The following is a 17,639-nucleotide window of genomic DNA, read 5'->3' as shown; positions in this document are numbered from 1 at the left end:
CCTCAGACGTTGTATAGATCGGCTTTATACTTGGCCAGGTTCTCGGGACGGGTAAACCAGTCAATGGTTTCTTGAAGTCCTTGGCGAATTGAGTACTGCGGCTCAAAGCCTGTCAGGCCGTGAATCTTGGTGTTGTCGCACCACAAGCGGAACACTTCTGACTTCTCTGGGCGTAAGCGCTGATCATCCACCAGAAACTCCACATCACTGCCCATCAGCTCACGAATGAGATTGAGGGTATCGCCTACCGTAATTTCGTAGTTGGAGCCTATATTAACGACTTCACCGACCGCCTTCTCGCAACGCAACAGGTCCAGAAAACCGCGGCAGGTGTCCGCCACATAATTGAAATCCCGCGTTGGCGAGACATCACCCAGTTTGATCTGTTTCTTGCCACTGGCAATTTGCGTGATAATCGTTGGAATAACGGCTCGCGCGGATTGACGGGGACCGTAAGTATTAAACGGACGGGCAATGGTCAATGGAAGATCGAAAGCATTGAAAAAGCTCATCGCCATGGCATCAGCGCCCATCTTCGAGGCGCTGTAGGGCGACTGTGCTTGAAGTGGGTGTTTTTCATCAATCGGGACATATTGTGCAGTGCCATAAACTTCACTGGTCGACGTGTGAATTACCCGTTGCACGCCATTGTCGATTGCAGCCTGACAAATATTCAACGTGCCCTTGACGTTCGTATCAACATAACTGTCAGGCGCAACATACGAGTAGGGGATGGCAATCAATGCGGCAAGGTGAAACACCCCATCAACACCCTTGGTAATATGCTTACAGTAGTGTGGATCGCGAACATCACCATTCAAGACTTCAATATCTTTCAGGCAGCTCACATCTTCCAGCCAGCCCCAATAATTGAACGAGTTATATTGAGACAGGGCCTTGACTTCGTACCCTTCCCGAACCAAAAGCTCGGTCAGGTGCGACCCGATAAACCCATCTGCTCCAGTTACCAAAATCTTCTTCATCACGCCACCTTAACTTAGACTTTAACTACGACTGGATACCCCAGTGCAGGCAGCGTATCACGCGCCTGCACTCAGGCCGCACCCAGCGTGCACATTGACAACCGCAGGCTCAACAAAGTGAATACTTGCTACAGAGATCCTGCTGAGTGACTTCTTAAATCTGCAACAAAGGCGCCTCTTGGTCCTTGGCATTTACAAAATACGTATCCATAACTGGCCATTCTATATTGATGCCCTTGTCACCCCAATACACACTACGCTCCGAGTCTTTATTATAATAATTTGTAGTCTTGTAGCAGAACTGGGTATTGTCTTCGAGCGCAAGAAATCCATGAGCGAAGCCAGCTGGGATCCACAGCATTTTTTTGTTGACTGCCGTTAATTCCACGCCAAACCACTTGCCCAACGAGGGTGATCCCGGCCTGATATCAACAGCCACATCAAACGCTGCACCTTGGGTAACACTCACTAATTTGCCTTGCGCAAAAGGCTCAAGTTGATAATGCAATCCTCGCAGCACACCCTTTTTGGAGCAGGAGTGATTATCTTGTACAAAAGGCCCGGGCAGGGGTAGACCCAAGCGCTGCAAACCCTCTTCAAAGCGCCGCAAGTTAAAGCTCTCCATGAACCAGCCACGCTCATCTTCATAAACATCGGGCTCAATAATTACGATGCCCGGAAGTTCAGCAGCTATAAATTTCATTGTTAGACTCTCTCAGACGACAACAACTTGGTCAGGTATTGTCCATAACCTGTCTTTTTCAGTTTCTCAGCCTGAGACGCCAATATCTCGGGTGTAATCCAACGGTTATTGAAAGCAATCTCTTCCAGACACGCTACCTTCAAACCCTGACGCTGCTCAATGGTATGCACAAAGTGACTGGCTTCCAGCAGAGACTCATGGGTCCCAGTGTCCAGCCAGGCAAATCCACGGCCCAGCATTTCAACCGTTAATTGCTTTTGCTCAAGATACGCACTGTTCACATCTGTAATTTCAAGCTCGCCGCGTAGCGATGGCTTAATTTTTTTGGCTATCTCGACCACTTGGTTGTCGTAGAAGTACAAACCGGTGACGGCATAGTTCGACTTGGGCTTGACTGGCTTTTCTTCGATGCTGAGGGCACGTCCGGCACTGTCGAACTCCACAACACCAAAACGCTCAGGATCCGACACGTGATAGCCGAAGATCGTCGCCCCTGCCGTTTTGGACATGGCTGAGCGCAGGTTGTCAGAGAAATGCTGACCATAAAAAATATTGTCGCCCAATATCAAGCAGACCGGGTCTTTCCCAATGAACTCTTCGCCAATGATAAAGGCCTGGGCCAATCCATCAGGACTAAGCTGCTCGGCGTAGCTGAGTTCAATACCGTACTGACTGCCATCACCCAGCAGTTTTTTGAAGCATGGCAAATCTTCAGGCGTGGAAATGATCAAGATTTCGCGCATGCCAGCAAGCATCAGTACTGACAGCGGGTAAAAGATCATGGGTTTGTCGTAGATCGGCAACATTTGTTTCGACACACCCAATGTGAGCGGATGCAAGCGGGTACCGGAACCGCCGGCAAGGATGATACCTTTGCGCTTAATGGTATTCATATTGCGAGCATTTCCTTAACTATTAAGGTCCACCACCTATAACGCCGACAGGTGGTTGTTGGTGTTCTTTTTTAAAGCACGCTACCGCCCCAAGGTTTACTGTCAATTCCCTGAGAACGGTATTCGTTTTTTGTCCAGGTCGCGCCCAAACGGCTACCGGCTGGCGATACTCGCCAAAGGCAAACTGATTTGTTGCTGCCGGTTCATTAAGTTGATAAGCAAAATAACTCGTTCTTCGCCGTCCATAGTCATGAATATGGACTCAATACCTGCAAAGCCTTGATCAAGGATGGTGACTTTTTCACCGGGCTTGAACGCGGTGATGATGTGACTCTCTGCACGGTCTTGTAGTTGAGATACTAACTCATGACTGACTGCAAGGGGACGACCGCCAAAGGCCACAACCCGTGCTACGCCGCGTGTAGAGCGCAACGGAGCCCAGTTGGCACCTTGAGGCATGTGGATAAAAAGATAGCCAGGAAAGAGAGACTCCTGAACGTGCTGCATCTGGCCGCGCAGCAACCGCTCGCGGCGGCAGGCCGGACGTGAGCACTTATAGCCCTGGCGCAGAAGGTTCTCCTCTGCCCGCTCGTCCTGTCTTGGCTTGCATTGCACCAGATACCAGTCGCCGGACCGGGATGCAACCGGGTCCTGGGTTGCTGCGCTGCTTGTCATGTGCATGGGTGACTCATTAATAGGTTCTTCCGTGTTTACCATCGTGCAGCGCCTGTGCCAATGGCACCAGTTGAGTTCTGATCATCGCTACGAGGTTAAACCGCAGCAGGGCCAATAGCCCAAACATAACCTAAACAAAGTTGCGCACAGCTTGCTGATCTGCATGGCCAGAGCAATGCCTAAAATACAAACGCCTGCGCGAATGATACAGCGCTCCCTCTCCATTTCAACAAAACCACCTCGCAGGCCGTATTTTTGTATCACCGCGACAGGTATTCCATGTGCCCAAAAGCCTGGATAGAGCACATTGTTACCCAGCATGGCCCTGAGGGAATTGACTATGCGACCACTGGCGTACAACCGGACGAGCGCACGGCAACCTGTGTTTACGCCCTTTTAAAAGGAGAGTTAGCGCCCCCCACACAAACCAGCGGACACAGGGAGACCGGAATGCCCGTCGATTCCAGGGCAATGTATGACACTCATCATATGAATTGGTTAGGGGACCAGGAAGGGGAAGCACCTTGCACGCCTAACGTAAGCTCCGATTGATAAATCGGTTTACTCTGATTTTCAGGCGGGAATACCGCAGATACTTGTCTGAAAATAGGGAGCCGACCGCTATACAGTTACAACATGCAGAACTACAGTCGTAACCTTTATCCTGAATAAAATACAACTTTGACAAGATGAGCAACCTCACCTAATCAGACAATACTCCAATGAAACATGAGCACTGCAGATCGAAACCGAAAGAAGCCTCATAACAAAAATGAAAAATCGAACAACAAAAACCCCTTGAATAGACTCGAGATTATGGATTTTTTGCATCCTACGTAAATATCAATGAGCGCACGAGTACGCGCCAAGTACTGAGAGTCGAGCACTCTGCCAGATCCACTAAGCAATGCAAGCTAGCAACTTGTAGGAAATATCCCAAATTACAAGCCCAGCTTGATTGCGGCGCTTACTTTTCGGATATCACTCGACGCACAAAAGCCTCTCACACTATCCATATGAGAGACCTGGAAAGGCAGCCTTAAGACTCGACCAACAGCTTACGCTTCAATCGGGCAGCTTTGCGTTTGTAGGCCACAAAACCCATTGCAGGCCCGATAGCCATACCAACCAGTAAAGCACCGATAAAGAACAGCGATTGCGGAAGTTGCGCAGTGTGCCAACCCAAAAATACCAGTGCTGTGGGCTGCTGGTTTTCGAGGATAAAAATCACTATCCCGAAAATGACAATCAGGGCAAACACCACTAACACTGCACGCTTGACGCTACGCATCGGCAACTCCTGTTCCACGAAGGATTAAATGTCGTCTTCCTCATCTTCATTTACTCGATCCCGTAGCTCTTTGCCGGGCTTGAAATGAGGAACAAATTTTCCATCCAGACTGACTGACTGACCAGTCTTGGGATTGCGGCCAACTCGAGGGGCTCGGTAATGCAACGAGAAGCTGCCAAAACCACGGATCTCAATCCGATCACCGGTCGCCAGGCATTGGGACATTTGTTCAAGCATAGTCTTGATGGCCAACTCTACATCCTTGGATGAAAGCAGCCCTTGATGGGTGACAATTCGTTCGATCAACTCCGACTTCGTCATATTTTTCCCTTCTTTTTCAAGCAGCTAGATCAGCGCTTCAAAGGTTTTAGCATGATCGATAGATTTTGAACAGCCCAGGGATTGACTTATCTTTGCAAAGTTTGTCGCCCCCCCTCCAAACCTCCATCAGGCCAAGTAATAACTATAGCCCACTGCAACCACCTCCCAAGCCCTCACACAGCTCGCTCGACATAAACCCCCGCCCTTCCCAAGCCAAATCATAAGCGACCTGCAAACACGCCTACACAAGAACTCATGGACGGTAGCTATCCTGGCTATCAAATCTCAGGCACAAAAAAGGGCGACCTAAGTCGCCCTTTTTTATGGTCAATCAGAACTTAGTTCTGTTTTTCCATTTGTGCACGCAGCAGGTCGCCCAAAGTGGTCGGACCAGCAGCGATCTCAGAGGTAGCTGGCTTGTCGCGCAGGCTCTGGATTGCTTCCTTCTCGTCTTCAACGTCTTTCGACTTGATGGACAGTTGGATTACGCGGCTTTTGCGATCAACGCTGATGATCTTGGCTTCTACTTCTTCGCCTTCTTTCAGAACGTTACGTGCATCTTCGATGCGGTCACGGCTGATTTCGGATGCTTTCAGAGTAGCTTCGATATCGTTGGCCAGAGTGATGATGGCGCCTTTAGCGTCAACTTCTTTCACGATGCCCTTAACGATTGCGCCTTTGTCGTTCTCTTGTACGTACTCGGAGAACGGATCGCTTTCCAGCTGCTTGATACCCAGGGAGATACGCTCACGCTCTGGATCAACAGACAGGATAACGGTGTCAAGCTCGTCGCCTTTCTTGAAACGACGTACGGCTTCTTCGCCAACTTCGTTCCAGGAAATGTCGGACAGGTGAACCAGGCCGTCGATGCCGCCGTCCAGACCAATGAAGATACCGAAATCGGTGATCGACTTGATGGTGCCGGAGATTTTATCGCCCTTGTTGAACTGGCCAGAGAAATCTTCCCATGGGTTAGATTTGCACTGCTTGATGCCCAGGGAGATACGACGACGCTCTTCGTCGATGTCCAGAACCATAACTTCCACTTCGTCGCCGACTTGTACGACTTTCGAAGGGTGGATGTTTTTGTTGGTCCAGTCCATTTCGGAAACGTGTACCAGACCTTCAACGCCTTCTTCCAGCTCAGCGAAGCAGCCGTAGTCGGTCAGGTTGGTTACACGAGCGGTAACGCGAGTGCTTTCTGGGTAACGGGCTTTGATAGCAACCCATGGATCTTCGCCCAGTTGCTTCAGGCCCAGGGAAACACGATTGCGTTCGCGATCGTACTTCAGAACCTTGACATCGATCTCGTCGCCAACGTTGACGATTTCGGAAGGATGCTTGATACGCTTCCAAGCCATGTCGGTAATGTGCAGCAGGCCATCGACGCCACCCAGATCGACGAATGCGCCGTAATCGGTGAGGTTTTTGACGATACCTTTGACTTGCTGGCCTTCTTGCAGGGATTCCAGCAGAGCTTCACGCTCAGCCGAGTTCTCTGCTTCAAGAACGCTGCGACGCGAAACAACAACGTTGTTGCGCTTCTGGTCAAGTTTGATGACCTTGAATTCCAGCTCTTTGCCTTCCAGATGCGTGGTGTCGCGCACTGGACGAACGTCAACCAGAGAACCTGGCAGGAACGCACGGATGCCGTTAACGTCGACAGTGAAGCCGCCTTTAACCTTACCGTTGATAACGCCCTTGACCACTTCTTCTGCTGCGAAGGCTGCTTCCAGAACGATCCAGCATTCAGCGCGCTTGGCTTTTTCACGGGACAGCTTGGTTTCGCCAAAGCCGTCTTCGACCGCGTCCAGCGCAACGTGAACTTCATCACCGATGTTGATGTTCAGTTCGCCAGCGTCGTTGTGGAACTGCTCCAGCGGGATGAGGCCTTCCGACTTCAAACCAGCGTGAACGGTAACCCAACCAGCTTGGTAATCGATATCAACGATGATAGCGGTGATGATCGAGCCAGCCTGAAGATTCAGGGTTTTTAGGCTTTCTTCAAAGAGTTCTGCAAAGCTTTCGCTCATTTTAATTCCTGTTGATCAAGGGCGAAGGAATACGCCCATCTGCCACATTCCAGACAATGTGGGTTACGTTTATATAAAAGAAGGCATGCAGGACTATTTCTGGTCTCCTGCACGCTTTCTTGGTCATCAGGCAATATCGCGAAGTGCGATTTCACTCATGATGCGTTCCAGCACCTGCTCGATGGATAACTCCGTAGAGTCCAGCTGTATGGCATCAGCCGCCGGCTTAAGCGGGGCTATTGCACGCTGCGTATCACGCTCATCGCGGGCACGAATCTCATCTAGCAGACCCGAGAGACTAACATCATCGCCCTTTGCCTTCAACTGCAAGTAACGGCGACGGGCCCTCTCTTCAGCGCTGGCCGTCAGAAAAACCTTCAACGGGGCATCAGGAAATACCACCGTACCCATGTCACGACCATCGGCAACCAGGCCTGGCAACTCCTGAAATGCACGCTGACGCTGCAACAAAGCATCACGAACAGCCGGCAAAGCCGCGACTTTGGAGGCTCCAGCTGCCACAGCCTCACTGCGGATAGCGTGAGTCACGTCGTCGCCTTCGAGAATGATGCGAGCGGGCTTGCCGTCGGTCGCCCCGACGAACTGCACATCAAGATGTGCAGCCAGTTTCTCCAGTAGCGCCTCGTTATCGAGGGCAACACCGTGATTGCCCGCAGCAAAAGCCAGCAAGCGGTACAGGGCACCGGAGTCCAGCAAATTCCACCCCAGGCGCTTGGCCAGGATCCCGGCAACGGTACCTTTACCGGAACCACTAGGACCATCGATGGTAATAACCGGTGCCGAAATCACGAGTTCGCCTCTTGAGCTACACGCATGCCCACCTGCTTGCACAGCGCAAGAAAGTTCGGGAATGAGGTCGCCACGTTGGCGCAATCGTGAATACGGATTGGAGCGGTTGCACGCAACGAAGCCACGCTGAAGGCCATCGCAATACGGTGATCGCCATGCCCATGAACCTCACCGCCACCGATAGTACCGCCATCAATGATGATGCCATCTGGTGTTGGCTCGCACTTCACACCCAGCGCCAGCAAACCGTCCGCCATCACTTGAATCCGGTCGGACTCCTTGACGCGCAACTCTTCTGCCCCACGCAGGACCGTACGACCTTCGGCAACAGCCGCCGCCACGAACAGTACCGGGAACTCATCAATCGCCAGCGGCACCAGCTCTTCAGGAATCTCGATTCCCTTCAGCTTTGCGGCACGTACACGCAGATCAGCTACCGGCTCGCCACCCACTTCACGCGGATTCTCAAGGGTGATATCCGCACCCATAAGACGCAAAATGTCGATTACGCCAGTACGGGTAGGATTGATCCCCACATGCTCCAGCAGCAGATCAGAGCCTTCTGCAATTGAAGCGGCAACCAGGAAGAACGCTGACGAAGAAATATCGCCAGGGACTTCAATATGCGTCGCAGTCAGCTTGTGACCCGACTCAACCGAAGCCGTAGGACCATTAACAGTTACGGGGTAGCCGAAACCCTGCAGCATGCGCTCGGTGTGATCGCGAGTCGGAGCCGGCTCGGTGACCGACGTCTTGCCTTCTGCATACAAGCCCGCCAGTAACAGGCAAGACTTAACCTGAGCACTGGCCATCGGCAAGGTGTAGTTCATGCCTTTAAGAGCGTGGCCACCGCGAATGGTCATCGGCGGACGACCTTCTGCAGCGGTCTCGATCACGGCGCCCATTTCGCGCAATGGATTAGCCACACGATTCATCGGACGCTTGGTCAGCGAAGCGTCGCCGGTCAGGGTGGTATCGAAGGTTTGCGCGGCCAGCAGGCCAGACAAAAGACGCATCGAAGTACCCGAGTTACCCAGATAAATTGGGCCAGGCGGAGCTTTCAAGCCATGCAGGCCAACACCATGAATGGTCACACGACCATGGTGAGGACCTTCGATGACCACACCCATGTCACGGAATGCCTGCAAAGTTGCCAGGGCATCTTCACCCTCAAGGAAACCTTCCACCTCGGTCGTGCCTTCGGCCAGGGAGCCGAGCATGATCGAGCGGTGAGAAATGGATTTGTCGCCTGGTACGCGGATCCGGCCAGTAACTTGACCACCAGGATTTGCCAAAAAAATCAGATCGTTGGAATTCATAGCGTCCACATATGCCCGGCGGGCCAGGATTTTACTGAAATGCTCGCGGGCAACCCGGGCGCGCGTAAAGACGCCCAGCAATTGATGCCCATCCCCTGCATCGACCGCGTCGCGCAAAGCGTCGAGATCGCTGCGAAATGTATCCAATGTGCGCAGCACTGCCTCGCGATTCGCGAGAAAAATGTCATGCCACATTACCGGGTCGCTACCCGCGATTCTTGTGAAATCACGAAAGCCACCCGCTGCGTAACGGAAGATATCCAGATTCTCGTTGCGCTTGGCAAGAGAGTCCACCAGCCCGAAAGCCAGCAGATGAGGCAAATGGCTGGTTGCAGCCAAAACCTCGTCATGACGCTCGACCTGCATATGTTCGACGTCCGCACCCAGGGCGCGCCACATGCCATCGACCAGGTCCAGAGCGTCAGCATCGGTTTGCGCCACTGGCGTCAAAATAACTTTGTGACGCTCAAACAGGCTGGCGTTCGAGGCCTCGACACCGCTCTGTTCAGAACCGGCAATCGGGTGACCCGGGACGAAACGTGCAGGCATACCGCCAAAGGCATGGGCTGCAGCGCGCACGACATTGCCCTTGGCACTGCCAACATCAGTGATCACCGCCTGCCCAAGATCCATGCCCGCCAACAGGCCAAGCATTTTCTCCATGGCCAGAATCGGCACCGCCAACTGAATCACGTCAGCGCCCGCACAAGCGGTTGCCAGATCAGCCTCGCAGCGGTCGACCACCCCCAACTCCACAGCCATTGCACAAGACTTGGGGTCGAGATCAACGCCAACCACTTCGCCGCACAGCCCGCTCTCGCGCATACCCTTGGCGAAAGAGCCGCCAATCAGCCCCAAGCCGACAACAACCAAACGACCCAGAACAGGCTTTACCGATTGCACAGACATTACATCAACCACGAGCAAGCACCTTGGCCAGCGCCTCAAGCAAACGGATATTTTCCGCGGGCAAACCAATAGTGATACGCAAATGGTTCGGCATTCCGTAGTTAGCAACCGGACGCACGATTACGCCCTCTCGCAGCAGCCCCTGATAAACGGGAGCCGCCTCCCGACCGAGGTCCAGAGCAATGAAGTTGCCTTTGGATGGTATCCAGCTCAGGCCAAGTTCGCGAAAACCGTCCTGCAACTGCTGCATCCCGGCCTCATTAAGACGCCGGCTCTGGTTCAGGTAATCGGTATCTTTAAGAGCCGCACAAGCGGCCGCCAAGGCCAGGCTGTTAACGTTGAATGGCTGACGTACGCGATTCAGCACATCTGCAACGATTGCCGTCGACAGGCCATAGCCCACCCGCAAAGCGGCCAGGCCGTAAGCCTTGGAGAACGTGCGCGAAACCAGCAAATTGGGATACGCCGACAAAAACTCCAGACCGTCTGGCAGATCACCACCTTGGGCGTACTCGATATAGGCTTCGTCCAGCACCACGAGCACGTGCTCGGGAACATCCTGCAAGAACTCGTTCAGCGCATCGACGCCAAACCAGGTTCCGGTCGGGTTATTCGGGTTGGCAATGAAAACCACACGGGTATTGCTGTCGATAGCGTCAAGCATGGCAGGCAAGTCATGCCCCCAATCCTTGGCGGGCACTACTCGTGCCTGCGCACCTACCGCCTGGGTAACGATCGGATATACGGCAAACGCGTGCTCGCTGAACACGGCATTCAGGCCTGGCGCCAGATAAGCACGCGCAACCAGCTCAAGAACATCGTTTGAGCCGTTACCCAGCGTCACCTGATCAATCTGCACCGCACACTGCTCAGCCAACAGGCTTTTGAGGGCGAAGCCGTTGCCGTCCGGATAGCGCGTCAGCTCGGCCAGCTCAGCACGGATGGCTTCCAGAACCTTGGGGCTCGCACCCAAAGGATTTTCATTGCTGGCCAGCTTCACAATTGTGGCTGGATCCAGATCCAGCTCACGGGCCAGCTCGTCCACAGGCTTGCCCGGGACATAAGGCGAAAGTTGTTGCACGCCCGGCTGTGCCAGGGCGAGGAAATCACCGCTCATGTTTTATCGCCTCAAAGAACCGCTTTCGGGTAAGAACCCAACACTTTAAGCGCTACGGCTTCTTGACTGATCTGCTCCAGAACACTCTTGACCAGAGGGTCGCGGTGATGGCCAGCAAAGTCGATGAAAAACACATAAGTCCATTTACCGCTACGCGAAGGACGTGTCTCGATACGCGTCAGATCGATCCCGTTTTCATGAAACGGAACCAACAATTCATGCAGCGCACCAGGACGGTTGCTCATCGAGACGATGATTGAAGTTTTGTCATCCCCGGTAGGCGGGACTTCCTGGCTACCAATCATCAAGAACCGCGTGGAGTTATCCGGACGATCTTCGATTTTCTCAGCCAGTAGGGTCAAGCCGTAAAGGCCCGCAGCCATATCGCCGGCAATGGCAGCAGAATTCCACTCACCCTTGACCCGCTTGGCGGCTTCGGCATTGCTCGACACTGCAATACGCTCGACATTCGGGTAATGCGCATCCAGCCACTTGCGGCACTGGGCCAACGACTGCGCATGGGAATAGATACGGCTGATGCTGTCAGTCTTGGTGTTTTCGCCAACCAGCAGATGATGGTGGATGCGCAGCTCGACTTCGCCACAAATCACCATGTCATGCTCAAGGAAGCTATCGAGCGTGTGGTTGACTGCGCCTTCGGTGGAGTTTTCCACCGGCACCACACCAAAATTCACTGCACCCGCTGCAACTTCACGGAACACTTCATCAATAGCGGCCATTGGCTTGCTGATGACCGCATGGCCAAAGTGCTTCATGGCTGCTGCCTGGGTAAAAGTACCTTCCGGACCGAGATAAGCCACTTTCAGTGGCTGCTCCAGGGCCAGGCAAGAAGACATGATTTCGCGGAACAGTCGCGCCATCTCTTCGTTGCCCAATGGGCCTTTGTTGCGCTCCATGACACGCTTGAGCACCTGAGCCTCACGCTCAGGCCGGTAAAATAGCGGCACTTCGCCTTCAGCCAACGAAGCCATTTTGACTCGCGCCACTTCCTGAGCGCAGCGCGCGCGCTCGCTGATCAGCTCCAGAACTTTTTCGTCCAGGCTGTCGATGCGCAGTCGCAGCGCCTTGAGTTCTTGTTCGGACATTAGCCGTGTTCCTTTTCGAACTCTGCCATGTAAGCCACCAATGCGTTAACTGCATTGATGTCCACAGCGTTATAGATCGAAGCACGCATGCCACCTACCGAGCGATGCCCTTTGAGGTTCAGCAGCCCACGCGCTTCAGCACCCGCCAGGAAAGGCTTGTCGAGGCGGTCGTCAGCCAGGCGGAACGGTACGTTCATCCAGGAGCGGTCAGAGATATTGATCGGGTTGCTGTACAGGCCGCTGGCATCGATGAAATCGTACAAGGTACGTTTTTTCACTTCATTGAGCTTGCCGATAGCCTCGACACCACCCTGCTCTTTCAGCCACTCGAACACCAGGCCGGACAAGTACCAGGCCAGCGTCGGCGGCGTGTTGTACATCGAGCCGTTGTCAGCCGCGACCTTGTAATCAAGCATGGTCGGGCAGATCGAGCGCGCACGACCCAGCAGGTCCTCACGAACGATGTTGACCACAATTCCGCTCGGACCGATGTTTTTCTGGGCGCCTGCGTAGATCATGCCGAAACGGGAAACATCAACCGGACGCGACAGAATGTCCGAGGACATGTCTGCGACCAGAGGCACATCGCCAGTTTCCGGAATCCAGTCGAACTCCAGGCCGCCAATGGTTTCGTTTGGCGCGTAGTGAACGTAGGCCGCGTCTTTCGACAGGTTCCACTCGTTCTGGCCTGGAATCGCAAAGTAATCGTAAGGCTTGGCGCTGGCTGCCACATTGATGTGACCGAAGCGCGAACCTTCTTCAATGGCCTTTTGAGACCAGATACCGGTATCGATGTAATCCGCCTTGCCATTTTCAGGCAGCAGATTCAGCGGGATCTGTGCAAATTGCTGGCTTGCGCCGCCTTGCAGAAACAGGACTTTGTAGTTCGAGGGAATAGACAGCAGGTCACGCAAATCCTGCTCAGCCTTGGTCGCAATGGATACGAACTCATCGCTGCGATGGCTCATCTCCATGACCGAGAGGCCCTTGCCATGCCAGTCGAGCAACTCGGACTGGGCACGCAACAGGACAGCTTCAGGTAGCGCAGCAGGACCTGCGCAGAAGTTATAGGCTCGTTTGCTCACTTCCACTCTCACTCTGATTTGGTGGTCACGCAATAAATCAACTCTCGACACTGTGTTACTTGTAGAAGCGGGCTTGCTCGCGATACGGGCAGTAATGTCTATCTGACATACCGCGCTGATGCCATCGCGAGCAAGCCCGCTCCCACAGTGTCGCAAACTTTCATGCCGGACATACAACAAGGGGGCGAATTCTCATCCGCCCCCTGTGTGTCCGCTTATTCTTGCGGTTCTTCGTCAGCGCCAGCCTCTAGCGGCTGCTCGTCGTCAACGCCATCATGGATGGCCTCACCGTCGAACTCTGCACCGCCTTCACCCTCACCTTCAAGCTCTTCACCTTCAACTTCCGAAGGCTCCTGAACCCGCTCAAGCCCTACCAGCGTTTCGTCGCTGGCCAGCTTGATCAAGGTGACGCCCTGGGTGTTACGACCCAGGCTCGATACTTCATCAACCCGCGTGCGCACCAGGGTGCCCTGGTCCGAAATCAACATGATTTCTTCACCGTCCTGCACCTGAACCGCACCGACCAGACGGCCATTACGCTCGTTGCTGACCATGGCAATAACGCCCTGACCGCCACGCTTGTACTCAGGGAACTCGCTGATTGCCGTGCGCTTGCCATAACCACGCGCCGAAGCGGTGAGGATCTGACTGCCTTCTTCAGGGATCAGCATCGAAATCAGCTTCTGACCTTCTGGCAGACGCATGCCGCGTACGCCGCGGGCTGTACGACCCATTGCACGGACATCGGACTCTTTAAAGCGAGTGACCTTGCCACCATCGGAGAACAGCATGACTTCGCGCTCGCCATCGGTGATCGCGGCGCTGATCAGCACGTCGCCTTCGTCCAGCTCCAGCGCGATCAAGCCTACGCTGCGCTGACGGCTGAAGGATTCCAGCGGGGTCTTCTTCACGGTACCGTTAGCGGTTGCCATAAAGATGAAGTGACCTTCGGTGTAGTCCTCGACCGGCAACATGGTGGTGATGTATTCACCCTCACCCAGCGGCAGCAGGTTGACCAGCGGACGACCACGGGCAGCGCGGGATGCTTCGGGAATCTCATAAGTCTTGAGCCAGTACACCTTGCCTTTGCTGGAGAACAGCAGCAGCGTGGTGTGACTGTTGGCAACCAGCAGGTGAGCGATGTAGTCCTCATCCTTAACGCCAGTAGCCGATTTACCTTTACCGCCACGACGCTGGGCCTGGTACGCAGCCAACGGCTGAGTCTTGGCATAGCCGCCGTGGGAAATGGTTACAACACGCTCTTCTTCCGGAATCATGTCGCCCAGTGTCAGGTCAAGACGGTGATCCAGAATTTCAGTACGGCGCACGTCACCGTATTCAGCACGAATGACTTCCAGTTCCTCACGGATCACTTCCATCAAGCGCTCGGCGCTGTTCAGGATGCGGATCAGCTCACCAATCTGGTTGAGGATCTCCTGGTACTCGGCCAGCAGCTTCTCGTGCTCAAGGCCGGTCAGACGGTGCAAGCGCAACTCAAGAATGGCCTGAGCCTGCTCTGGCGACAGGAAGTACTTGCCTTCGCGCAGACCGTATTGCGGGTTGAGGTTGTCGGGACGGCACGAATCGGCACCGGCACGTTCAACCATCGCCACCACCGCACTCGACTCCCAAGGCGTGCTGATGAGCGCTTCCTTGGCTTCAGACGGGGTTGGCGAAGCCTTGATCAACGCGATGACCGGGTCGATGTTGGACAGGGCAACCGCCTGGCCTTCAAGGATGTGACCACGTTCACGGGCTTTGCGCAGTTCGAAAACAGTACGGCGGGTAACCACTTCACGACGGTGACGGACGAAGGCTTCCAGCAGATCCTTGAGGTTAAGGATGCGTGGACGGCCGTCGATCAGCGCAACGATGTTGATACCGAAAACACTTTGCAGCTGGGTCTGGGCGTAAAGGTTATTCAGGATAACCTCCGGCACTTCACCGCGGCGCAGCTCGATTACGACGCGCATACCGTCTTTATCTGACTCGTCGCGCAGCTCGGTGATGCCTTCGAGCTTCTTCTCTTTAACCAGCTCGGCGATCTTCTCGATCAAACGCGCCTTGTTCAGCTGGTAAGGAAGCTCAGTGATCACGATCTGCTGGCGACCACCGACCTTGTCGATGTCTTCGATCATCGAGCGGGCGCGCATGTAAATGCGACCACGACCGGTGCGGTAGGCTTCGATGATGCCGGCGCGACCGTTGATGATCGCAGCCGTCGGGAAGTCCGGGCCAGGGATGAACTGCATCAGTTCATCGATGCTCAGCTCCGGGTTATCGATCAGCGCCAAGCAACCGTCGATGACTTCGCCCAGGTTGTGCGGCGGGATATTGGTGGCCATGCCCACAGCGATACCGCTGGAACCGTTGACCAACAAGTTGGGAATTCGTGTCGGCATGACAGCCGGGATCATTTCCGTGCCGTCGTAGTTCGGCACCCAATCCACGGTCTCTTTGTGCAAGTCAGCCAGCAGCTCGTGGGCCAACTTGGTCATGCGCACTTCGGTGTATCGCATCGCAGCGGCATTATCGCCGTCGACCGAACCGAAGTTGCCCTGACCGTCTACCAGCAGGTAGCGCAGGGAGAATGGCTGAGCCATTCGAACGATGGTGTCGTAAACGGCGGTATCACCATGCGGGTGATACTTACCGATCACGTCACCGACCACACGGGCAGATTTCTTGTACGGCTTGTTCCAGTCGTTGTTCAGTTCGCTCATCGCAAACAGCACACGCCGGTGCACGGGCTTCAAGCCATCGCGTGCATCAGGCAGTGCCCGCCCGACAATTACGCTCATCGCGTAGTCGAGGTAGGACTGTTTCAGCTCGTCTTCGATATTGACCGGGAGGATTTCTTTGGCCAGTTCGCCCATGAGAAGCCTGATTCCTTTTTCGGGTGAAACTTCGCCACATCCATTCGGGACGAACGAAGCTCGCCGCCGCTGGCCACGTGCCATGCAACGACTTACGACAAATCAACAAGTTATGTCACGGATTTGCGCAGTAAGGGCAACCCTTGCGGGCGACCCTGGAAACCGCCGAATGTTATCACAATCGCCGCCACGCACCTATCCCTCAGATGCGCATGGAGCGTAGTAATTGCGACGCTTGTCGGCGTGAAGGGGCTCAGAGGGACTCTGAAGGCGATTTGAAGGCCGTAGCCGCTGCCGAAGGCTGCGAAGGGTTGCGTAGCAACCCGTTAATTTGGAGCCCCCCGCGATTCTCTTTGCAACAACCCTCGCAGCCGCCTTCACCGCCTTCGGCAGCGACGACAGAATTGCGTTTCAGTGCAATCGCTTGCGGCACATCAACTGGGCCAACTTGGCGGCATCCGGACGCTCAACCACGCCCTTCTCGGTCACGAGCACATCAATCAGGTCGGCAGGCGTCACGTCAAAGACCGGATTGAACGCCTGCACATCGGCACCGACACGCTGGCCACCCACCTCCAGCACCTCGCTACCGTCACGCTCCTCAATAGGAATGTCATCACCCGTGGCCAGGTCCATGTCGATCGTCGAGCTGGGGGCCACGACCATAAAGCGCACACCATGGTGCATGGCATTGACCGCCAGTTGGTAAGTGCCGATCTTGTTCGCCACATCACCATTGGCCGCGATCCGGTCAGCCCCAACGATCACCCAGGTCAAACCCTTGGTTTTCATGATGTGCGCCGCGGCGGCATCCACATTGAGCACCACCGGGATGCCTTCATTGGCCAGTTCCCACGCCGTGAGGCGCGAGCCCTGCAGCCAGGGCCGGGTCTCATCGACGTACACCTGCTCGATCATGCCCTCCAGCCAGGCAGCCCGGATCACCCCCAGCGCCGTACCAAAGCCGCCCGTGGCCAACGCACCGGTATTGCAGTGGGTCAGTACTGCCTGCGCATTGCCCTGGTGGCGGCGGATCACATCGACCCCCAACTGCGCCATCGTCAGGTTGGCTTCACGGTCACTTTCATGAATGGCGACGGCTTCGGCTTCAAGTACCTGCAAGACATCTGGACGGGTTTTGGCGCGGGCCAATCTGTCACGCATGCGATTCAATGCCCAAAACAGATTCCCCGCCGTAGGACGCGAGCCTGCCAGCAAGGTGAAATCTTCCTCCAGCGCAGCCAACCAGTCACCACCCTCGGCCTTGCGCGCCCGGGCAGCCAGCACTGCACCATAGGCCGCCGCAATACCAATCACCGGGGCGCCACGCACGACCATATCGCGAATGGCTTGAGCAACACCCTCGACACAGGTGTAGGCCAGCCAGTTCTCTTCACGTGGCAAGCTGCGTTGATCCAGCAGATACAGGGCGTCGTCCCGCCAATCGATGGCCTTAACCTTTTCCGCAGCCAACAGTCGATCGCGCATGCCTTTCCCCATCACCCGGTAACAAAGCCG

General features: G+C 54.7%; 14 protein-coding genes. All 14 read right to left on the bottom strand.

Translation table 11 applies throughout. The features are described from left to right. Positions 1-2: 2 nt before the first annotated feature. On the bottom strand, positions 3-983 hold the full coding sequence (locus tag AC19YQ_RS10850) for an NAD-dependent 4,6-dehydratase LegB (protein WP_490325017.1): 981 nt from the start codon (positions 981-983) through the stop codon (positions 3-5). Between the two features lie 154 nt (positions 984-1,137). Further along, positions 1,138-1,686 carry a dTDP-4-dehydrorhamnose 3,5-epimerase gene (gene rfbC, locus AC19YQ_RS10845; RefSeq protein WP_500595107.1) on the bottom strand — a complete coding sequence of 183 codons (549 nt, stop codon included), beginning with the start codon at positions 1,684-1,686 and terminating at the stop codon, positions 1,138-1,140. Positions 1,687-1,688: 2 nt separating this feature from the next. Further along, a complete protein-coding gene (gene rfbA / locus AC19YQ_RS10840) occupies positions 1,689-2,579 on the bottom strand; it encodes a glucose-1-phosphate thymidylyltransferase RfbA (RefSeq protein ID WP_500595106.1) in 891 nt (296 codons plus the stop codon). Between the two features lie 153 nt (positions 2,580-2,732). Next, positions 2,733-3,254 (bottom strand): transcription/translation regulatory transformer protein RfaH, encoded by a 522-nt coding sequence (rfaH, locus tag AC19YQ_RS10835; RefSeq protein ID WP_500595133.1) that lies wholly within the window; start codon positions 3,252-3,254, stop codon positions 2,733-2,735. A 1,039-nt stretch (positions 3,255-4,293) separates the two neighbouring features. Next, the gene (locus tag AC19YQ_RS10830) at positions 4,294-4,545 is read right to left on the bottom strand and encodes a LapA family protein (RefSeq protein WP_219261541.1); all 252 of its coding nucleotides are present in this window, start codon (positions 4,543-4,545) and stop codon (positions 4,294-4,296) included. Positions 4,546-4,569: 24 nt separating this feature from the next. Next, positions 4,570-4,866, bottom strand: a complete 297-nt coding sequence (gene ihfB, locus AC19YQ_RS10825; protein WP_003447108.1) for an integration host factor subunit beta — start codon at positions 4,864-4,866, stop codon at positions 4,570-4,572. Positions 4,867-5,204: 338 nt separating this feature from the next. Continuing rightward, positions 5,205-6,899, bottom strand: a complete 1,695-nt coding sequence (gene rpsA, locus AC19YQ_RS10820; RefSeq protein ID WP_019826775.1) for a 30S ribosomal protein S1 — start codon at positions 6,897-6,899, stop codon at positions 5,205-5,207. 126 nt (positions 6,900-7,025) lie between these two features. Beyond that, entirely contained in the window at positions 7,026-7,709 is a 684-nt protein-coding gene (gene cmk / locus AC19YQ_RS10815; protein WP_445261359.1) for a (d)CMP kinase, read from the bottom strand. Then, a complete protein-coding gene (locus AC19YQ_RS10810; RefSeq protein ID WP_500595105.1) occupies positions 7,706-9,937 on the bottom strand; it encodes a bifunctional prephenate dehydrogenase/3-phosphoshikimate 1-carboxyvinyltransferase in 2,232 nt (743 codons plus the stop codon). The genes cmk and AC19YQ_RS10810 overlap by 4 nt, the downstream gene beginning before the upstream one ends. Positions 9,938-9,941: 4 nt before the next feature. Continuing rightward, positions 9,942-11,054 carry a histidinol-phosphate transaminase gene (gene hisC / locus AC19YQ_RS10805; protein ID WP_500595104.1) on the bottom strand — a complete coding sequence of 371 codons (1,113 nt, stop codon included), beginning with the start codon at positions 11,052-11,054 and terminating at the stop codon, positions 9,942-9,944. Positions 11,055-11,065: 11 nt separating this feature from the next. After that, positions 11,066-12,160, bottom strand: coding sequence for a prephenate dehydratase (gene pheA, locus AC19YQ_RS10800; RefSeq protein WP_500595103.1), 1,095 nt, complete (start codon positions 12,158-12,160; stop codon positions 11,066-11,068). After that, positions 12,160-13,245: a 3-phosphoserine/phosphohydroxythreonine transaminase gene (serC, locus tag AC19YQ_RS10795; RefSeq protein WP_219261545.1), complete on the bottom strand. Its 1,086-nt coding sequence runs from the start codon at positions 13,243-13,245 to the stop codon at positions 12,160-12,162. The genes pheA and serC overlap by 1 nt, the downstream gene beginning before the upstream one ends. 215 nt (positions 13,246-13,460) lie before the next feature. Further along, on the bottom strand, positions 13,461-16,121 hold the full coding sequence (gene gyrA, locus AC19YQ_RS10790) for a DNA gyrase subunit A (RefSeq protein ID WP_500595102.1): 2,661 nt from the start codon (positions 16,119-16,121) through the stop codon (positions 13,461-13,463). A 411-nt stretch (positions 16,122-16,532) separates the two neighbouring features. After that, positions 16,533-17,609, bottom strand: a complete 1,077-nt coding sequence (gene mtnA, locus AC19YQ_RS10785) for an S-methyl-5-thioribose-1-phosphate isomerase (RefSeq protein ID WP_500595101.1) — start codon at positions 17,607-17,609, stop codon at positions 16,533-16,535. Between the last annotated feature and the right edge of the window lie 30 nt (positions 17,610-17,639).

This window comes from Pseudomonas sp. MF06569 (assembly GCF_059862735.1).
The sequence above is the reverse complement of the archived record's forward strand: the minus strand, read 5'-3'. Positions and strand labels throughout refer to the sequence as shown.

Excerpts from the sequence above, each read along its gene's own strand:
- AC19YQ_RS10850 (WP_490325017.1), bottom strand. The coding sequence starts at position 983 with ATGAAGAAGATTTTGGTAACTGGAGCAGATGGGTTTATCGGGTCGCAC.
- rfbC (WP_500595107.1), bottom strand. The coding sequence starts at position 1,686 with ATGAAATTTATAGCTGCTGAACTTCCGGGCATCGTAATTATTGAGCCC.
- rfbA (WP_500595106.1), bottom strand. The coding sequence starts at position 2,579 with ATGAATACCATTAAGCGCAAAGGTATCATCCTTGCCGGCGGTTCCGGT.
- rfaH (WP_500595133.1), bottom strand. The coding sequence starts at position 3,254 with ATGACAAGCAGCGCAGCAACCCAGGACCCGGTTGCATCCCGGTCCGGC.
- AC19YQ_RS10830 (WP_219261541.1), bottom strand. The coding sequence starts at position 4,545 with ATGCGTAGCGTCAAGCGTGCAGTGTTAGTGGTGTTTGCCCTGATTGTC.
- ihfB (WP_003447108.1), bottom strand. The coding sequence starts at position 4,866 with ATGACGAAGTCGGAGTTGATCGAACGAATTGTCACCCATCAAGGGCTG.
- rpsA (WP_019826775.1), bottom strand. The coding sequence starts at position 6,899 with ATGAGCGAAAGCTTTGCAGAACTCTTTGAAGAAAGCCTAAAAACCCTG.
- AC19YQ_RS10810 (WP_500595105.1), bottom strand. The coding sequence starts at position 9,937 with ATGTCTGTGCAATCGGTAAAGCCTGTTCTGGGTCGTTTGGTTGTTGTC.
- hisC (WP_500595104.1), bottom strand. The coding sequence starts at position 11,054 with ATGAGCGGTGATTTCCTCGCCCTGGCACAGCCGGGCGTGCAACAACTT.
- pheA (WP_500595103.1), bottom strand. The coding sequence starts at position 12,160 with ATGTCCGAACAAGAACTCAAGGCGCTGCGACTGCGCATCGACAGCCTG.
- gyrA (WP_500595102.1), bottom strand. The coding sequence starts at position 16,121 with ATGGGCGAACTGGCCAAAGAAATCCTCCCGGTCAATATCGAAGACGAG.
- mtnA (WP_500595101.1), bottom strand. The coding sequence starts at position 17,609 with ATGCGCGATCGACTGTTGGCTGCGGAAAAGGTTAAGGCCATCGATTGG.